This window comes from Micromonospora sp. NPDC048842 (genome assembly GCF_040649935.1).
Lineage (GTDB): Bacteria > Actinomycetota > Actinomycetes > Mycobacteriales > Micromonosporaceae > Micromonospora > Micromonospora hortensis.
The window spans coordinates 79,960-97,399 of record NZ_JBEZGK010000018.1 but is presented as its reverse complement, the minus strand read 5'-3'; the positions used below and the strand labels follow the sequence as shown (position 1 = coordinate 97,399).

Here is a 17,440-nt window from a genome sequence, read left to right as displayed (position 1 = left end):
TGCCAACGTGAACAGACGTGACAGTTGCCGCCCCGCCCGAACCGACCACACGTCGGCGACCCCACCCCCTGGACCTGGTGGCGGCCGTCCTCGCCGTGGTCGGGGCGGCCTGCGCACTGAGCGGGCTGCTCCCCCGCGCGGAGACCACCGCCACCCTGCACCGGATCCTGCCGCTGCTGCTGTTCCTCGGCACCGTGATCGTGCTCGCCGAGCTGACCGCCGTGGCCGGTGTCTTCGACGTGCTGGCCAGCCGACTGGCCATCGCCTCCCGGGGCAGGTGGGCCCTACTGTTCCTGCTCTGCGGCGCTCTCGCCACGCTGACCACCCTCGTGCTCAACCTCGACACCACAGCCGTGCTGCTCACCCCCGTGCTGCTCGCGCTGGCCCGGAACCTGCGGATCCCCGCCGCCCCGCTCGCCGTCACCACGGTCTGGCTGGCAAACACCGCGAGCCTGTTGCTGCCGGTGTCCAACCTGACCAACCTGCTCGCCGCCGACCGGGTCGGGCTGGCACCCCTGGCGTACGCGGCTCGGATGGCGTTGCCGCAGCTCGCCGCCGTGGCGGTCACCATGGCCCTGCTCTGGTTCGGGTGGTGGCGGAGGGAGCGGCCCCTCGGTGGGCGTTTCGTCCCGCCGACCCGGCACGTGCCGGCCGACCCGGTGCTGCACCGTACGGCGCTCGCCGGTTGCCTGATCTTCGTCGCCGGCATCCTCGCCGGTGTGGAGATCGAGATCGCCTCCACCGTCGGGCTCGCGCTGGTACTTGTCGGGTTCGTGGTCCGCTCCCCCGCCACGTTGCGCCCGGGGCTGGTCCCGGTGCGCCTGCTGTTCTTCGTCACCGGCCTGTTCCTGGTGGTGCAGACCCTCGGCCGGCACGGGCTGGACGACCTTGTCGGCACCCTGGTCGGCGCCGACGGTGGCGCGCTGGGCGCCCTGCGCGCCGGTGGCACCGGAGCGCTGCTCGCCAACGCGGTGAACAACCTGCCCGCCTACCTGGCTGGCGAGTCGGTGCTGCCGACCGGTGACCACACCCGCCTGCTGGCCCTGCTGATCGGCACCAACGTCGGCCCGCTGGCCGCCCCCTGGGCGTCACTGGCCACCCTGCTGTGGTTCGAGCGCTGCCGGGCGGCCGGGGTGGCGGTGCCGGTGACCCGGTTCGTGCTGACCAGCACCATGCTCGCGGTCACCGCGACGCTCGCCGCGGTCGGCGCGCTGCTGCTGGTGAGCTGAGCGCTCAGTCGCGGTACACGGCGACCTGAAGTTCGGTGACGCCCTTCTCCGGGGTGTCCGGGCAGTAGTCGAGGTAGACCTCCCGGGCGAAGCCGTCGGTGCGGTAGCCGTTCTCCTCGATCCACCGGGCGAGCGCCTGCATGCTCGGCTCGACGTCGTCCATCGCACCGTGATGGATGATCGTCGCGGCGTTGCGCAGCTCCGGCAGGTCGCGCACCGTGACGTCGGACGCCGCGGACGGCTCGGCGTCGACGAGCACACCGGCGTGTACGACGACAGCGTCGCCGCCCGAGTCGGCCGGCTCGTACCAGGCGATGCCCGGCCCCGTCGGCGTGATCCCGGCGGCGTCCAGCCGACGGAACAACTCCGGGTAGAGCGGCTGGATCACCGGGCCGATGTCCTCGCCCTGATAGCTGGGCGCGACGGCGGTCAGCTCCGCGACGCGGACGGGCGCGATCTCCTTGAGGACGACGTCCTGGGTGGTCATCCGACCCTCCGACTCGATCATTCGGAGCCTCGCCTCGACAGCCGTGAGCCGGGCCGTGTCAGCGGCCAACTGTTCCGCCAGTTGGCTCCGGCGCAGCCGCAGCATGCCGCGCAGCTCGGCCACGTCGACGGCGTCGTCGACGATCGCGCGCACCTGTTCGAGGGTGAGGCCCAACTCCTTGAGGGCGATCACCCGGTTGAGCCTGCGCAGCTGGTCGGCGCGGTAGAAGCGGTAGCCGGTGTGCGGGTCGACGCTGGCCGGGGGCAGCAGGCCGATGCTGTCGTAGTGGCGCAGCATCCGCACCGACACCCGGCCGAGTCTGGCGAAGTCTCCGATGGTGAACATGGTTCCTCCACACTCGTCCCTGACACCGTGTCAGAGTCAAGCGTGGGGTGCAGGGACGGCCGTCAGTGGCGGGCGGGGCGCGGGCCGACCAGCCGGCGGACCATCGGAGCGGCGTTCCACTTGGCCGCGCCGACCAGGTCGCGAGCGTGCTCCAGGACCGTGTAGTCGGGTCGGGTCAGCCCGTCGGCGATGGCCCGGTCCAGGTCGTTGCCGCAGCGACTCAGCACGGTGTCGAAGTCCCGACGGACCGGCTCCTGCAGGTCGTAGCCGAAGGAACGGTGCAGCCGAGCGAAGAGCGGCTTGTACAGCCGGACCCGCTCGTGCAACCCCGACGAGTACGACATCGGGTTCTTCGGACGGCGGAGGATGTAGTCGGGCAGCACGTCGGCGAACGCCCGCCGGACGATCCACTTTTCCTGCCCGTGGCGCAGCTTCAGATCCACCGGCAACCGCATCGCCAGCTCCACCACGCTGAGGTCGAGGAACGGCACCCGGGCCTCCACGCCGTATGCCATGGCCGCGCGGTCGACGCGCTGCAACTCGGTGCGGCACAGGTTGCGGATCCGGTGCAGGAACAGTCGGCGGGCCGCCGCCGGGGCGACCTGGTGGTACATCGGGTACCCGCCGAACAGCTCGTCGGAGCCGTCGCCGGTCAGCACCACCTTGATGCCCAGGTCGCGGAGCCGCCGGAAGATCGGCACCGAGACGACCGCGTTGATGATGTCGCCGTACTCGGTCAGCTCGGAGATCCGGATGGCCTCGCGGACGTCGGCGAGCCGGATGTCACGCGGTCGCAGCTCGACCACCACGTGCGGCACGTCGAGGTCGGCGGCGAGCCGCCGGGCGTACGCCACGTCGGGGCTGTCGGCCACGCCGACGGTCACCGCGACGCAGTCCGGGTGGATGTCGCGCACCTGCCGCAGGGTCAACGAGCTGTCCAGCCCACCGGAGAGCACCACCCCGACGGTCAGGTCGGTCTCCACGCGCATCCGGATCGCGTCGCTGAGCGCGGCCCGGACCAGCAGCGCGGCCTCGTCCGGGTCGTCGATGACCGGCAGGCCGTCGCCGATGGTGAGCAGGTCGACGTACGGGCTCAGTCGCACGTGCCCGTCCGTCTCCGCCCAGCCGTGGTGCCCCGGCGGCACCTCGTTGATCGGGGCGCCGTGCCCGACGAGCGCCTTGACCTCGGAGGCGAGGTGCAGGCAGCCGGGTCGACGGGACCAGTACAGCGGCTTGACCCCGAGCGGGTCGCGGGCCAGGTAGGCCCGGCCGGTGGCCCGTTCGACGACAGCGAAGGCGTACTCACCGCGGAGTCGGGTCACCGCCGCCTCGCCCCACTGCTGGAACGCGGCGAGCAGCACCTCGGTGTCGCTCTCGGTGCGGAAGGCCTGCCCCAGCCGCGTCAGCTGCGCCCGCAACTCCCGGTAGTTGAAGATCTCGCCGTTGAAGCAGAGCAGCCACCGCTCGTCGGTCGACGTCCACGGCTGCACCGCCCGGTCCCGGTCGACGACCCGCAGCCGCCGGGTGCCGGCGAGCAGCCCGCTCTCGGACCGGGTCTCGGTGACCTCACCGCGAGGGGCCAGGGCGGCGAGCATCCGCCGGAAGGTCGCCGGGTCGGCCTCGGGGCCGATGCTCAACGCGATGCCGCACACCGGCTCAGACCCCCATCTCGGCCTCGTACGCCCGGCGGAGGCGACGCCGGGCGGTGGGCGCGAGGCACAGGTGCCAGGCCTGCCCCTCGTCGATCACGTTCAGCTCACCGGCCTCCTGCCGGCTCAGCAGCAGCTCCGCCAGGGCCTCGCGCGCGCCGAAACGCTCGAACCAGGCCAGCTCGACGTCTGCCGAGTAGCCGAGGCAGTGCCCGCTGGGCAGCATCGCCGCGTAGCCCAGGCGGCGCAGCCGGTACTGGTGCTCGGCGCTGCGGACCAGGCTGGTCACCCAGAGCGGCGGGGTGGCCGGCGGCGCGACGGCGGTGAACTCCCGTCCGATGTCGTTGAGCAGCGCCACCACCTCGCGCCGGGCGCGCCGGAACAGCAGCCCCGCGGTGCGCGGGGTGGCGTCCGGTCGCAGCCGACGACGCAGCCCGCGGGCGGCCCGGCCCAGTATCGTGGCGGGCTGTTCCTGGTAGCGGAAGCGCAGCAGGTCACGGCGGCGCAGCCACTCCAGGTCGACCAGCTCGGGGCTGCCGTTGACCTGGTCGTCGGTGACGAAGCTCGGCGCGTCCTGCCACCACAGCACGTCGATGCGGGAGAGCAGGTAGATCCGGACCAGCGCGCCGAGGTCGGTCGCCGAGGTGCGGTCGTTCGGTTGGTAGCGGGCCATCTCCAGCAGCAGCGTCTCGCGCGCGCCGATCAACCCCTGCGGAGTGGCGTCGAGGACAGCGGCGAGTGCCGGCTCCCGCAGCCGCTCGTCGATGAGCACCTGCCGGGCCCGGGTGCTCGCCGCGTCGGCAAGGGCGCCGACCTCTACCAGCAGTTCGGTGACTGCGGCCCGGTAGGCGGGCAGGTCGGGGGCAGGAGCGGGAACGCGGCGGGCGGTCGCACCGGAGGGTCGACGGCGGGCCGGGGCGGTGGGCGACGGAGGCGAACCGGGCTGCTGTCCCGGGCTACGGCTGGGCACTCGCATGACGGGTCCCTCTCTCCGGTCACGGCACTGGGTGGTTCGCCCTGAAACACACCGTAATCATCGGGGCCGGAACGGACCGAACATTCCTCCTATCTCCCCCCTAACGGAGCGTGGACGACGTACCCCAGGCAGGTGATCCTTGGGTTTGGCGCTTTGGAGCTGATGTCGCAAACGAATCAACGCCGCCGGCTCTTCGCAAGCGGGCAGTGATGCCGCAGAGGCGGTACTCCAGGCGGTGCACTGGGCCCGGGTGGACGGCACCACCCAGTGATGTCACAAACGATTCAGCTCCAAAGGCACCAACCAACACACCACCCACCGCCGCCCGCACCCACCGCACGCCGCCCATCGCCGCCAGCCGGCATCGCCGCCAGCCGCCGCCCACCGCCGGCCGGGCCCACAGCGAGCGAGCCGAGCATGGCGCCCGCCGACGGGCCGTCTGGCGCGGGGCCGGAACCGGCCCGGCCACCACTGTCGGAGCGCCGGCAGCCACCGCCGGAGCGCCGGCAGTCACCGCCGGAGCGCCGGCAGTCACCGGCAGTCGCCGTCCGTCGGCACCAGGGCCTGCACCTCGGCGTACGACGGCAGTCCCACCGCAGTGGTGGACCCGCCGTCGCGGACGGCTTCGGCTGCGGTGAGCGCTGCGCCCAGCGCGGCCCTGAACAGCAGCGAGCCGGTGCTGACCCGGGCCACCCCGGCCGCGCCCAACTCGGCCAACCCTGGGCCGCCCGGCTGGTACAGCGCGTTCACCGGAGCGTCGATCCGCGCGGTGAGGACGCGCAGGGTTTCCAGGTCGACAGTCCCGGGCACGAAGATCCCGTCGGCACCGGCCGCCCGGTAGGCACGAGCACGGGCGAGGGTCTGCGGCAGCGGGTCGTCCACCCCGAGCCACCAGGTGTCGGTGCGGGCGTTGACGAACAGTTCCGGCACCGCCGCCTTCACTGCCACGATCTTGGCAGCGGCGACCTCGGTGTCGGCGAGGCTGCCATCGGCACGCCCGTCCTCCAGGTTGATCCCCACCACGCCGAGCCCGGCCAACTCCGCCACGTACTCGGCGACCTCGACCGGGTCGTCGCTGAACCCGGACTCCACGTCCACGCTGAGCAGCACCGGCAGCCGGGCCAGCCGGCGGGCCAGGGCGAGGGTCTCCCCCGCGGTGGCTGCGACGCCGTCGGGAAGGCCAGCGGTCGCGGCGACCCCGAGGCTGGTGGTGCCGATGGCCTGATGTCCACGCGCGGCGAGCGCCGCCGCCGAGGCGTGGTCCCACGCGTTGGGCAACAGCAGTGGGTGGCCGGCGCGGTGCAGGGCGTGGAACGCGGCACAACGTTCGATCATCGGACGCTCACCTCCAGACTTGTCGGCACCCGCAGGGTCGGGTGCGGTTCGTGGCGCACCGGGGTCGGGCTGCGCCGGCACCGTTCCCGCAGCACGTCGAGCACCCCGCTGGCCAGCGCCAGGGCGTGCCGGTCGCCGGGGCAACCCCGCTCCCCCGTCCCGAAGGTCAACAGCCCGGCACCGGGCCGACCGGGCTGGAACGTCGCGGGTTCGGTGAACGCCTGCGGGTCACGGTTGGCCGCGTCGAAGCGCAGCAGCACCGGACTGCCCGCCGGCAGATCCCGCCCGCCCACCCGTACCTCGTCGATGGTGACCCGTCGGGTGGCCCGGACCGGCGGGTCGAGGCGCAGCACCTCGGCCAGCAGGTCGGCGGTCGGCACCGTGGCCGCCGCTCGCGGGACCGCCGGGGGCAGAAGGTGATGGGCGGCGGCACCGATCAGGCCGGCTGTCGCGTCGCACGCCTGGACCAGCAGACCGACCAGGTTCGCCAGTACCTCCGGCGGACCCTGCGGCAAGAGCGCCAGCAGGGCCGTCACCGCCCGGTCGGCCCGCGCGGTCAACGCCGGGTCCACCCCCGGGTGGTACGCCGCCGCGACGACAGCGACCGCCGTCCCGGCGGCTGCCGGCGAGGCGAATCCGAGGCGGTCGGCCAACGCCTGCAGCGGCACCGACCGGGCCAGTTCCCCCATCACGTCGACGTGGTCGCCGGCGCGGTCGAGCACGGCCCGGGTCAGCCGCGCCGCGTCGTGTTGAAGGTCGTCCGGGTTCAGCGGGGCCAGGGCGCTCACCGCGACCGCCCGACGGTCGGCGTGCAGTCGTGGTGGGCTGAACCGGCTGACAGTGGCGCGCAGCCAGGCGAGGGTGCCCAGCGGACCGGGATCGACGGCCGGCACCTGGAACGCAATGTCGGTCAGCGCCGCCCGCACGTCGGCGTGCCGGGTCACCCACCAACCGCGTCCCGGTTCGAACGAGGGCGGCCCACACGCCGGTGTTCCCGGGGCGGGCGCAATGTGTGGCCAGTTGTCAGTCACCGCCCGACCCTAGGGCGCGAACCGTTCGCCCCACGCCGAACGATCCCGCCGCGGTCACCCGTCAGGCGCGGCCGCTCGTGGGCGGCGGGGCTGCCGGCGGGTCGAGGGTGTGTTCGGGGATGGACAGAGCCGCGGCCAGGGCGGGGCGGCCGGTGGGAGTGAGACGGACGGCGCGGCCGGCGCCCTGGCTGATCCAGCCAAGGTCGGTGAACCGGCGGCAGAGCGCCGCGCCGAGCGCGCCGGCCAGGTGCGGGCGGCGTTCGGTCCAGTCCAGGCAGTCGCGGACCACCGGGCGGCGGGCGGCGCGCAGCCCGTCCACCGGTACGCCCACCCCGGCCGCCCAGGCCCAGCCGTCGGGTGTGAGCGCCAAGCCGCTGGACCGGTCGAGTCGACGTTCGCTGAGCAGGGCGTCGTACATCAGCACACTCAGCCGCCCGGCGAGGTGGTCGTAGCAGGTCCGGGCGTACGCCAGGGAGGCGGTGGCGGTCGCCGCGCGCAGCGACCCGGTCGGTGTAGGCGTGGCCGGGGCGTGCCCGGCCAGGTCCTCGATCAGCTGGGCCACCGACGGCCCGGCCAGCCGCAGGTAGCGGTGGCGGCCCTGCCGTTCCTCGACGAGCAACCCACCGCGGACGAGTCGGGTGAGGTGGTCGCTGGCCGTCGACGGGGCGACCCCGGCAAGACGGGCCAGCTCACCGGCGGTCCACGCCCGCCCGTCGAGCAGCGCCAGACACATTCCGGCGCGGGTGCCGTCGGCCAGCAGGGCCGCCAGCTCGGCCATCCCCCGCCCCTCGGCACTTGCGGTCATCGCCTCATCATGCCCGGCGATAGCGACGCATCAGCGGTGCGGGTGCCTGGCTCGAGCCGACGGCCGCCACGATCAGGTGACCTCGTGCAACACCGGGACGATCCGGAAGTCGACGGTGGCGTGGTCGATGGTCGCGTGCACCGGCGAGTCGGCCATTTCGGTCATGATCCCTGACGCGCTTCGCCGGCCGTCCGCCACCGAGTCCCAGGCGACGATGTCGGTGATCGTGCCATCATCGGTCGCGGTAATGCGACGCCAGCGGAAGCCGGGCTGGCGTCGTAGGTAGTCGTCGATGTCTTTGTTGGACTTGACGAAATCGGCGCCGGTGAGGCCGGGGACGAGCCGGAATGTCGTCATCTCGAGCGCTTCACTCATGATCGTTCTCCTCCTCGTGCGTGTTCAGCCTTGCGCGGTGGACCGCACGATGATCTCGTTGACGTCGACGGTGTCGGGCTGCGCGATTGCGTGGGCGATGGCGTCGGCCACCGCCGAGGCTGGCATGCCGAGTTCCTCGGTCGCTGCCCGAGCGGCAGCCTGGATCTGCGGGTCACCGCCGCGCTGGGTGAGTTCGGAGTGGGTGTAACCCGGGCTGACCAGGGTTACCCGGACGTCCCGGCTCTCCTGACGCAGGCCTTCGGTGAGCGCCCGGATGGCGTACTTGGTGGCGCAGTACACCGATGCCGTCGGGTCGACACGGTAGGCGGCGGAGGAACCGATGTTGATGATGTGGCCCTTGCCGCGGGCCCGCATGAGCGGCAGGGCCGCCGCGACGCCGTGCAGCGTGCCGCGTAGGTTCACGTCAATCATCTGGTCCCACTCGTCAGTCCGCAGGGAGTCGAGCGTGGACAGGGCCATCACCCCGGCGTTGTTGATCAAAACGTCGATGCGCCCGTGCCGGTCATGCACCCCCTCGACGAAGCCGAGCACGCTGTTCCTGCTGGTCACGTCGAGTTCCTGGTAGTCGGCCATGCCGCCGTCACGGCGCAGTTCATCGACGAGCGCGGCGAGCCGATCGACCCGTCGGGCGCCAAGCACGACGTGGTGGCCGTCGGCGGCCAACCTGCGGGCGGTCGCCGCACCGATGCCGCTGCTCGCGCCGGTGATGAGAATGATCTTTGAGTACGGGCTGGTCACTGCTGCTCCTGGTCTCGGTTGGCGCCTGCGTCGAGGCAGTGCGTGTCCAACCATCCTGCGGCGGCCGGGAGCCGGGAAGGGCGGCCTTTCCTAGGTGCACCGCACCCAGGAACACCATGGACCTGCTCGGCCCCGTCCGCTCCGGCCATCACACCGACCCAGCGCGGTTCCGACGTCGCTGTCCGGTTCCGCTGGCGAACCGCCGCCGGCGATGCCCGCCGTCGCGGTAGCGGCCGTCGAGGGCGGGGACCGGAGCTTTAGGCTGGTGGACATGGTCGCCACCAGCAACGGGCTCGGCGACTACCTCCGAGCCCAGCGTGCCCGTGTCGATCCCAGGGACGTTGGACTGCGCGGGGGCGGCGACCGCCGGGTGTCCGGGTTGCGCCGTGAGGAGATCGCGGTGCTCGCCGGCGTGAGCGTCGACTACTACGCCCGCCTCGAACAGGGCCGGGAGCGCAACCCTTCGGCGCAGGTGCTCGACGCGATCGGACGGGCCCTGCGCCTCGACCTGGATGCGCGCGGCCACCTCTTCCGGCTCGCCGGGCTGAACCCCAGCCTGGGTCCGACGAGCTTTCGAGATTCGGTTCACCCCGAGTTGCTGCGGCTGTTGGACGCGTTCCCCACCTCCGCCGCCTACGTGCTCAACCCCGCGTTCGACGTGCTGGCTACGAACAATGTGGCGGCGGCGCTGCTGTCACCCTTCGTGGGCACGGTCAACATGGTCCGGGTGCTGTTCCAACATCCGCAGGCGCGCACCGTCTTTCCGGACTGGCCGACTCTTACCGAGAGCGTCGTACACGCTCTGCGGCTCAATGCCGGCCTCTTTCCGGACGACCCGGAGATCCAGTCGCTGGTGGCCGACATGGGGCGGGGCTCGCCAGAGTTCCGGACCCTCTGGGCGAACCAGAGCGCGCGCGGTCTGACGAGGATGTTCAAGGTGGTGCAACACCCGGCCGCCGGACGGATCGAGTTGACCTACCAGACGTTCGACGTCCGTGATGCGCCCGGACAGCAGCTCCTGGTCGGCATGCCGGAGCCGGGCAGCCGCAGCGCCGAGGCCCTCGCCGCACTGGCCACCACGTACGGCCCTGCCTGACAGGCGTCGGTGAGGTGCTTGCCTACTGTCCCTACTCTGAAGGGGCCGCGACGCCACTTCGGCAAGTCGGGGCCTTAGCGCCCGCACCGCCGGGCGGATAGAAGTAACCGGATGATCTGGACGAAGTTCAGAAGCGACAGCGCCCCTCGCCGACTCCGCGCCGTGTCCGACCTGCGGTTTCCTGCCAGCGGACGTCAACATCTACGAAATCGGTATCCCCACCTCAGCGACGAGGACATCTCACTCGTCGAGACCGCGACCCGGCAGTGGTTCCGGATCATCGCCCGCCAGCCCAACGCGAAACTGTCGATGCCGTCGGTGGTCGTCAACGATCTGTGGCAGCAGTTGACCCTGCATGCGCGGGACTACGCCACCTTCTGCGACGCCGCGTTCGGGCGCTCTCCGCACCACCGACCGACGGCTGCGACAAGCGGCGACACGACCACCGCCGATCGCGGGCCTCTTCTGCTCGCCACGCTGAGCTACGGCCGCCGGGACGAGGGATGCGGCCCGACCGGCCTTCCGCTGCTGTTCCGGGTGGACCAGGAGTTGGACATCCAGGATGGCAACCGCTACCTGGCCGACTGCGGAGGCCGTGGCGAATGCTTCCCGGTTAGCGGCCGGGTCTGCCTGCAACATCTCGCGGGGCCGGGCAAGCGGCCCAAGCCACCCGGAATACGCGGCGACCTGCCCTTCCTCGACGGACGTCACGGCTACGCCGGCGGTGCGGGTGGCGGCGGTGGTGGTGAGTTCAGCGGCGGGGGCGATGGCGGTGGCGGCGATGGCGGTGGCGGTGGCGGCAGCAACTGAGGCTCCGGACGGCGCGTGACGACGTCAGCCGCGACCGGTCAGCGGGGTCACCGAGCGGTCCGTGCCGTCGTAGCTGCGCGCGGCGTCGAAGTCGCCGGTCGGGCGCTGGCCACCGGCGACGGCACGAGCCAACCGCGGGTCCGCGTTGCGGAACCGCAGGGCCAGGCTCAGGTGCGGCACCCACGCGCCTGGCGCATGCCACGGGCGGTGTCCGTCGGCCTCGGCGAGAACGTCCCAGACGGCGGCGTGCAGCGCGGTCAACGCCGGAGTGGGTCGGACGAGCCAGACCAGTGGGGCGCTGCCGTCGAGGACGACGACCCGGTCGAGCGTCACCGGCACCGGCAGCGCGGCGTCGAACAGCTCGGCGAGGCGGTGCTCGACCCCCGGCGGGAACTCGTCGACGGCGGCGAGGGTGAGGTGCGGTCGGTTGGTCGGGTGGATGTTGCGGGCCAGGCTGGGCAACCCGGCGGCGGCCAGCCGGCCCCAGACCGCCCGGACCGCGACCTCCAGGCCGGGCGAGCAGACGAGTTCCACCGTACGCACGCGCCTACGCTAGCCGGCGACCCTCCTGCTCGGCGGTCGCCAACCGAAGTCAGAGCCAGCCGTTGTCCCGGGCGGTGCGGACGGCCTCGGCCCGGTCGGCGGCGCCGAGCTTCTGCACGGCGGCGGAGAGGTGGTTGCGCACGGTTCCGGTGGACAGGTGCACCCGACGGGCGATCACCGCGACCGGGGCACCGACCTCCACCAGCCGCAGCGTCTCCAGTTCCCGAGGGGTCAGCGGGCACGGGGGCAGAGTCAACGCGTCGGCGGCCAGCGACGGGTCGACGTAGCGCCCTCCGCCGTGCACCCGGCGGATCACGTCGGCGAGTGCCCCACCCGGCGAGCCCTTGGGCAGGAACCCTCGGACGCCGGCGGTCAGCGCCTGGCGCAGGTGCCCGGGGCGACCGTGCCCGGTCAGCACGACCACCGCGCAGTCGGGCCGGACCCGGGTCAGCTCGGCGGCTACCGCGATGCCGTCCAGGCCGGGCATCTCCAGGTCCACCACTGCCACGTCCGGGCGGTTCGCCAGCGCCGCGGTGACGGCCGTCTTCCCGTCGGCGGCGTGTGCCACCACCTCGATGTCCGGTTCCAGGGCGAGCAGCGCGGCGACGGCCACCCGGATCAGGTCCTCGTCGTCGGCGAGCAGGACGCGGATCACGACGGCGCCGGCACTGTGGCTTCGAGGGTGAAGATCGCGTCCTCCCGGCGTACCCGCAACTCGCCCCCGGCAGCGGCGAGCCGGTCGGCCAGCCCGCGCAGGCCGTGACTGTGCGCGTCCGGGCTGCGGTCGTCGGCGCCGTCGTTGGCCACCGTCATCCTGGCCACGTCGTCCTCCCTGTCGATGCGGATCCGGCACCAGTCGGCCCGGCTGTGCCGCAGCACGTTGGTGCTCGCCTCGCGCAGCACCGCCGCCAGCTCGATGGCGGCGGGCTGCGGCAGGTCCGCCGGCAGCGGCAGAACCGTGCACCGCACCCCACAGGAGCGCAGCACCCCCACCACCGCGGTGAGTTGTTCGTCGAGGTCGACGGCCCGATAACCGTGCACGGTCTCCCGTACCTCGCTCAGCGCGGAGGCGGCCAACCGTTGCACCTCGGCGGCTTCCCGCCCAGCCCGTTCCGGGTCGACCGGGGCGAGCCGGGCGGCGAGTTCGGCCTTCAACGCGATCACCGTGAGGCTGTGCCCCAGGACGTCGTGCACGTCGCGGGCGAAGCGCAGCCGCTCCTCGGCGGCGGCCAGCCGGGCCTGGGCGGCCTGGCCCTGCCGGGCCTCCACGAGCAGGTCCCAGAACCAGACCTGGAGCCCGTTGACGGCGGCCACCGCCGCGCCGATCCCACCGGTCACGGCGAGGTGGCGCGGAACGGAACCGCCGGTCCACCAGGCCACCGCGACCGCCACCGCCAGGACGCCGGCCGCGACCGTCAGCGCGGCCCGCCACCGCACCAGCAGCGGCGTCATGCCGATCAGCGCCGCACCGAGCCAGGCCCAGGTCGGCCAGCTGCCGGCCGCCACCGGACCCACCAGCGGGACGGTCAGCACCGCCACCCCGACCAGGCTCAGCTCGGCCCGACGCCGCCAGCGCGGGTCGAGCCACGGCGTCACGGCCGCGTACAGGACGACGGTCTGGGCGATCACGAAGGCGAGGATGCCGACCGCGCCGAGTGTCACCCGGCCCGGGTCGGGCTCGCGGGTCAGGCCGACCGCCGGTAGCAGGACGCTCGCCCAGACGCCGGTGGCCAGCGACGCCAGCGTCACCCACCGGACACGGCGCAGCCGGCGGTCCGCCCGGGGAGTCACCGCCTCGCTCGCCACGCACCGATCCTAGGACCGCCCGGCGCACCCTCCACCCGTGCGAACTGTCACGGTCGGGCCGTGCGGTCCGCACGGTTTTCCCGTGACGATCGGGTCTGCCGGCCACACCGGTGGCACCGGCAGGGTCGGGGCATGGAAAACACCCGGATGTACGCGGACAGCCTGACCGCCGTACCGTCGCCCGCGCCAGTGCCCACCGACGAGCCGACCCCCTCGGCCCCGATGCCGGCCACTGCGACACCGGCCAGCAGCAGGCGGCGGCTGCTGTGGCACCTGGGCGAGATGGCAGTGGCGATGATCGCCGGGATGCTGCTGCTCGGACCGTTGTGGGCGCTGGCCGGCGCCGCTCTGGGCGTCGGCGACGCGCTGGCCCGGCCGGAGATCGCCGCGCTGGTGATGGCCACGAACATGACCGTCGGGATGACTGTGGCGATGCGCTACCGGGCGCACCGCTGGCACGCGGTCGGCGAGATGGCCGCTGCGATGTACGTCCCGTTCCTGCTGCTGCTCGTGCCGTTTTGGGCCGGCCTGATCGGTGCCGACGCGCTGATGCTCGGCGGTCACCTACTGATGATCCCCGCGATGGTGCTGGTGGCTCTCCGGCACCGACACGAGGCGTCGGCGCCGGTACGCCGAAACCGGGTCGTGGTGGCGCTCGCCCACCGCTGGCCGGCCGGGTTGGCGCTGCTGCTGACCGTGGACATGTGGGTCGACCCGGGTGTGCTCAGCCCGTGGACGATGCTGGTGCTGCCCGGCGGCTACCTGGTGATCGGCATTGCCCGCCGCACGCTGGGCGGGCGGGGCGTGTTCGCCACCCAACTCGCCGGTCTGGCCGTCTGGGTCGCCCTGACGCTGGTCGCGGTGCTGGCCGGCGGACGGACCGCCGACTGGCTTGTGGCGTTCGGGTGGTTGGCGCACGCCGGCTGGGACGTGGTGCACCACCGCAACCGCCGGGTGGTGCCGCGCGGCTACGCCGAGTTCTGCGTGGTGCTCGACGTGGCCCTCGCCGCGGTGATGGTGCTGGCCATCCTGACCACCGACGCCTGACCGAGGCCGCCACCTGGATCTTGGAACGGCCGCAGCACGAGCCCGGAGACAGCTCTTGTGGCGGTCGCCGCAACGGCCCGGACGGCGTGATGAAAGGCTTGGCACATGAGTTCCGCACCTGCACAGCACGACGCACCGATCGACGCCACCCCCGACGGCACCGACGAGGTGAGCGCCTTCACCGAGCTCGGGCTCCGCGCCGAGCTGCTGGGCGCGCTCGCCGCCCTCGGGTACGAGGAGCCGACCCCCATCCAGCGGGAGGCTATCCCACCGCTGCTGGAGGGTCGGGACCTGCTGGGTCAGGCAGCCACCGGCACCGGCAAGACGGCCGCGTTCGCGCTGCCGCTGCTGAACCTCATGACGGCACACCGCCAGGGCGGCGACCCGGTGGCGCTGGTGCTGGTGCCGACCCGGGAGCTGGCGGTGCAGGTGTCGGAGGCGTTCCACCGCTACGGCAAGGACCTGGGCGCGCGGGTGCTGCCGATCTACGGTGGGCAGCCGATCGGGCGGCAGCTGCGGGCACTGGACAGCGGTGTCGACGTGGTGGTGGCCACACCGGGCCGGGCCCTCGACCACATCGCCCGGGGCACCCTGCGCCTGGGTGGGTTGGCCACGGTGGTGCTCGACGAGGCCGACGAGATGCTCGACATGGGCTTCGCCGAGGACATCGAGGCGATCCTGGAGCACGCTCCGGCGCAGCGTCAGACGGTGCTCTTCTCGGCCACCATGCCGTCGCGCATCGACGGGATGGCCCGCCAGCACCTGCGCGAACCGGTACGGATCGAGATCGGCCGGGAGCAGCAGGTAGCTGGTGAGGCGCCCCGGGTGCGGCAGAGCGCGTACATCGTGACCCGGGCGCACAAGCCGGCCGCGCTGGGTCGGGTGTTGGACGTGGAGTCCCCGACCGCGGCGATCGTGTTCTGCCGCAGCCGGGAAGAGGTCGACCGGTTGACCGAGACGATGAACGGTCGGGGCTACCGCTCCGAGGCGCTGCACGGTGGCATGAGCCAGGAGCAGCGCGACCGGGTCATGGGCCGGCTGCGGGCGGGCACCGCCGACCTGCTGGTGGCCACCGACGTGGCGGCCCGTGGGCTGGACGTCGAGCAGTTGACCCACGTCGTCAACTACGACGTGCCGTCCGCCCCGGAGTCGTACGTGCACCGGATCGGTCGGGTGGGTCGGGCTGGCCGCGAGGGCGTGGCGATCACTCTCGCCGAGCCGCGTGAGCACCGGATGCTCAAGACCATCGAGCGGGTGACCGGCCAGCGGATCACCATCGACAAGATCCCCACCGTCGCCGACATGCGTACCCGGCGGCTGGAGCTGACCCAGGCGGCCCTGCGGGAGAGCCTCCTCGAGGACGACCTCGACCCGTTCCGGGTGATCGTGGAGACGCTGACCGACGAGTTCGACCTGATGGAGGTCGCCCTCGCCGCCGTGAAGCTGGCCCACGAGGTGACGTCGCCGGGCTCCGACGACGAGGAGGAGATCCCGCAGGTTCCGGTCCGTGGGCCGCGCGAGGGTCGGCCGGAGGCCGGCGGCCGTGGCGGCGACCGGCGGGGTGGGGGCCGGCCACGCTCCGGCGGAGGCAACACCGTCCAGGTCTTCGTCGGCCTGGGTCGACGCGCCGGGGTGCGCCCGCAGGATCTGGTCGGCGCGATCACCGGGGAGACCGGCATCCGCGGCCGGGACATCGGCTCGATCGAGATCGCCGACCGGTTCTCACTGGTGGAGGTGCCGCAGGGGGTGGCCGACGAGGTGATCTCCGGGTTGCGCTCCAGCACGATCAAGGGCCGCAAGGCCACAGTGCGCCGCGACCGCGGCGGCGACGAACGCTGAGCACGCCGTCGGCGACCGCCGGAGCACGACGGTCGCCGACGACACGGGCCGGCGAGGCGGCGGGAGAAACGTGAGCACCCGCCGCCCCACCGGTGCTAGCCGATGTTTCCGTTGACCACGTTGTTGGCCCCGGCCAGCGACGCGCCACCGGACCGGTGGTCGAACGCCCGCATCACGTTGTTGGTGACGATCCAGTTGTTGCTGGTGCCGACAGTCACGATCGGTCGCTCCTGGCGGCGGGGCGTCGCGTCGTCGTAGAACTGGTTGCCGATCACCTGGCACATGTCGGCGTCACGGCCGAGGATCCCCTTCGCGCCGTTGTCGTGGATGTCGAGCCCCATGATCCGGGTACGTCCGGATGAGGAGACCTCGATGCCGTTGGTGGCGTTGCGCCACAGCCGGCCGCCGATGAACTGGGTCCCCCAGACCTGCCGCAGATCGGCGCCGCTGCCGGTGCCACTCGTGCCGTTCGACTCCAGGTAGACGTTCTGGAAGATGTTTCGATGGGCGGGTTCGCGCAGCTCCACGCCGTTGCCCCGGCAACCCCAGACATGCAGGTTGTCGAAGAAGCAGGCGCTGTCCAGCAGCCGTATCCCGGTCTGGCACTCACCGACCCAGACGTTGAGGAACTCGTTGTCGTACGCGACCTTGTTCACGAGGATGCCCACGCCGAGGCAGTCCTCGATGTTGATATCGGTGATCTTGTTGGCGTGGGCGCTGGTGTCCGCGTCCTTGCCGAGGAACTCGATGGCGTGGCTGCCCGAGTTGCCGAAGTGCAGGTGGTGGAAGGTCGATCGGGGGCCACGGACGGTCAACAGCACGTCGGAGGTCCGCATGCCGTAGAAGTGCACGTTGGAGATCTGGTTGTACTTGCCGCTCGAGACCAGACGACCGGTGTAGCCCGGGGCCGGCTGGATGATCGCCGCCCCGATGTTCTCGCCGGTCCAGGTCACGTTCGTCGGAAAGCGGACCTCCGATCCGAGACCGAGTGCGCCCACCGGTTGGAAGATCTCCCCGCCATCGGCCGGCAGCAGGTTCAGCGCGGTGGTGACCTTGTCCGACTCGTCACTGCCGTCGAGCCGGCAGCCGACCCGGGGGTCCCGAAGGCTGAGCGGGGCCTCCCGCACGGTCGTGACCGGCGGCGATCCCGCCTGTTCGGCACCGGCCAGGGTGGCCACCGTCGTCGCGACCGCGGCGCCCGCGCCGCCGGCGAAGAGCACTCGTCGTCCCAGCCGTCGGCCCGGTGGATCTGACCGTTGTGGCACTGCCGGCGGTACCGCACCAGGTGCGCTCACGATCGGTTCCATG

17 protein-coding genes are annotated in these 17,440 nt (G+C 72.4%); 5 read left to right on the top strand and 12 right to left on the bottom strand.

All coding sequences use genetic code 11. The features are described from left to right. Positions 1–17 precede the first annotated feature (17 nt). Positions 18–1,229, top strand: a complete 1,212-nt coding sequence (locus AB0C19_RS23655) for an SLC13 family permease (protein ID WP_357188689.1) — start codon at positions 18–20, stop codon at positions 1,227–1,229. 4 nt (positions 1,230–1,233) lie between these two features. On the opposite strand, the gene AB0C19_RS23650 is transcribed toward AB0C19_RS23655, so the two are convergent. The 8 genes from AB0C19_RS23650 to AB0C19_RS23615 form a co-directional block, all read right to left on the bottom strand. Next, positions 1,234–2,061: a MerR family transcriptional regulator gene (locus AB0C19_RS23650; protein WP_238685715.1), complete on the bottom strand. Its 828-nt coding sequence runs from the start codon at positions 2,059–2,061 to the stop codon at positions 1,234–1,236. Positions 2,062–2,123: 62 nt separating this feature from the next. Continuing rightward, positions 2,124–3,713 (bottom strand): asparagine synthase-related protein, encoded by a 1,590-nt coding sequence (locus tag AB0C19_RS23645; protein ID WP_357188687.1) that lies wholly within the window; start codon positions 3,711–3,713, stop codon positions 2,124–2,126. 4 nt (positions 3,714–3,717) lie between these two features. Further along, positions 3,718–4,686, bottom strand: a complete 969-nt coding sequence (locus AB0C19_RS23640; protein ID WP_357188685.1) for a DUF5715 family protein — start codon at positions 4,684–4,686, stop codon at positions 3,718–3,720. 531 nt (positions 4,687–5,217) lie between these two features. Further along, entirely contained in the window at positions 5,218–6,021 is an 804-nt protein-coding gene (locus tag AB0C19_RS23635; RefSeq protein WP_357188683.1) for an isocitrate lyase/phosphoenolpyruvate mutase family protein, read from the bottom strand. Beyond that, positions 6,018–6,965 carry a cytochrome P450 gene (locus AB0C19_RS23630; RefSeq protein ID WP_357188681.1) on the bottom strand — a complete coding sequence of 316 codons (948 nt, stop codon included), beginning with the start codon at positions 6,963–6,965 and terminating at the stop codon, positions 6,018–6,020. The genes AB0C19_RS23635 and AB0C19_RS23630 overlap by 4 nt, the downstream gene beginning before the upstream one ends. 148 nt (positions 6,966–7,113) lie before the next feature. Further along, complete coding sequence (locus tag AB0C19_RS23625) at positions 7,114–7,857, bottom strand: winged helix-turn-helix domain-containing protein (protein ID WP_357188679.1); 744 nt, start codon at positions 7,855–7,857, stop codon at positions 7,114–7,116. A gap of 72 nt (positions 7,858–7,929) precedes the next feature. Beyond that, a complete protein-coding gene (locus tag AB0C19_RS23620) occupies positions 7,930–8,232 on the bottom strand; it encodes a hypothetical protein (protein ID WP_210786284.1) in 303 nt (100 codons plus the stop codon). A gap of 24 nt (positions 8,233–8,256) precedes the next feature. Beyond that, positions 8,257–8,991, bottom strand: a complete 735-nt coding sequence (locus AB0C19_RS23615; RefSeq protein WP_357188676.1) for an SDR family oxidoreductase — start codon at positions 8,989–8,991, stop codon at positions 8,257–8,259. A gap of 271 nt (positions 8,992–9,262) precedes the next feature. Between AB0C19_RS23615 and AB0C19_RS23610 the strand changes: the two genes are divergently transcribed. Further along, entirely contained in the window at positions 9,263–10,087 is an 825-nt protein-coding gene (locus AB0C19_RS23610; protein WP_357188674.1) for a helix-turn-helix transcriptional regulator, read from the top strand. Between the two features lie 111 nt (positions 10,088–10,198). Then, on the top strand, positions 10,199–10,897 hold the full coding sequence (locus AB0C19_RS23605) for a hypothetical protein (RefSeq protein ID WP_357188672.1): 699 nt from the start codon (positions 10,199–10,201) through the stop codon (positions 10,895–10,897). 24 nt (positions 10,898–10,921) lie between these two features. On the opposite strand, the gene AB0C19_RS23600 is transcribed toward AB0C19_RS23605, so the two are convergent. From AB0C19_RS23600 to AB0C19_RS23590, 3 genes are read right to left on the bottom strand one after another with little or no spacing between them, the layout of a single operon-like run. Further along, complete coding sequence (locus tag AB0C19_RS23600; RefSeq protein WP_357188670.1) at positions 10,922–11,440, bottom strand: 2'-5' RNA ligase family protein; 519 nt, start codon at positions 11,438–11,440, stop codon at positions 10,922–10,924. Between the two features lie 49 nt (positions 11,441–11,489). Next, on the bottom strand, positions 11,490–12,095 hold the full coding sequence (locus AB0C19_RS23595; protein WP_357188668.1) for a response regulator transcription factor: 606 nt from the start codon (positions 12,093–12,095) through the stop codon (positions 11,490–11,492). Then, a complete protein-coding gene (locus AB0C19_RS23590) occupies positions 12,092–13,246 on the bottom strand; it encodes a histidine kinase (RefSeq protein WP_357188666.1) in 1,155 nt (384 codons plus the stop codon). Before AB0C19_RS23590 ends, AB0C19_RS23595 begins: the two co-directional genes overlap by 4 nt. A gap of 132 nt (positions 13,247–13,378) precedes the next feature. Here AB0C19_RS23590 and AB0C19_RS23585 point away from each other — a divergent pair, with 132 nt between their 5' ends. Both AB0C19_RS23585 and AB0C19_RS23580 read left to right on the top strand, forming a co-directional pair. After that, entirely contained in the window at positions 13,379–14,293 is a 915-nt protein-coding gene (locus tag AB0C19_RS23585) for a hypothetical protein (protein ID WP_357188664.1), read from the top strand. A gap of 105 nt (positions 14,294–14,398) precedes the next feature. Then, positions 14,399–16,132 (top strand): DEAD/DEAH box helicase, encoded by a 1,734-nt coding sequence (locus AB0C19_RS23580; protein ID WP_210784874.1) that lies wholly within the window; start codon positions 14,399–14,401, stop codon positions 16,130–16,132. Positions 16,133–16,227: 95 nt separating this feature from the next. On the opposite strand, the gene AB0C19_RS23575 is transcribed toward AB0C19_RS23580, so the two are convergent. Beyond that, a complete protein-coding gene (locus AB0C19_RS23575) occupies positions 16,228–17,352 on the bottom strand; it encodes a right-handed parallel beta-helix repeat-containing protein (protein ID WP_357188662.1) in 1,125 nt (374 codons plus the stop codon). Positions 17,353–17,440: the final 88 nt, after the last annotated feature.

Coding starts and splice junctions, on each gene's coding strand:
- AB0C19_RS23650 (WP_238685715.1), bottom strand. CDS start 2,061: ATGTTCACCATCGGAGACTTCGCCAGACTCGGCCGGGTGTCGGTGCGG.
- AB0C19_RS23640 (WP_357188685.1), bottom strand. CDS start 4,686: ATGCGAGTGCCCAGCCGTAGCCCGGGACAGCAGCCCGGTTCGCCTCCG.
- AB0C19_RS23635 (WP_357188683.1), bottom strand. CDS start 6,021: ATGATCGAACGTTGTGCCGCGTTCCACGCCCTGCACCGCGCCGGCCAC.
- AB0C19_RS23625 (WP_357188679.1), bottom strand. CDS start 7,857: ATGACCGCAAGTGCCGAGGGGCGGGGGATGGCCGAGCTGGCGGCCCTG.
- AB0C19_RS23620 (WP_210786284.1), bottom strand. CDS start 8,232: ATGAGTGAAGCGCTCGAGATGACGACATTCCGGCTCGTCCCCGGCCTC.
- AB0C19_RS23610 (WP_357188674.1), top strand. CDS start 9,263: ATGGTCGCCACCAGCAACGGGCTCGGCGACTACCTCCGAGCCCAGCGT.
- AB0C19_RS23605 (WP_357188672.1), top strand. CDS start 10,199: ATGATCTGGACGAAGTTCAGAAGCGACAGCGCCCCTCGCCGACTCCGC.
- AB0C19_RS23585 (WP_357188664.1), top strand. CDS start 13,379: ATGGAAAACACCCGGATGTACGCGGACAGCCTGACCGCCGTACCGTCG.
- AB0C19_RS23580 (WP_210784874.1), top strand. CDS start 14,399: ATGAGTTCCGCACCTGCACAGCACGACGCACCGATCGACGCCACCCCC.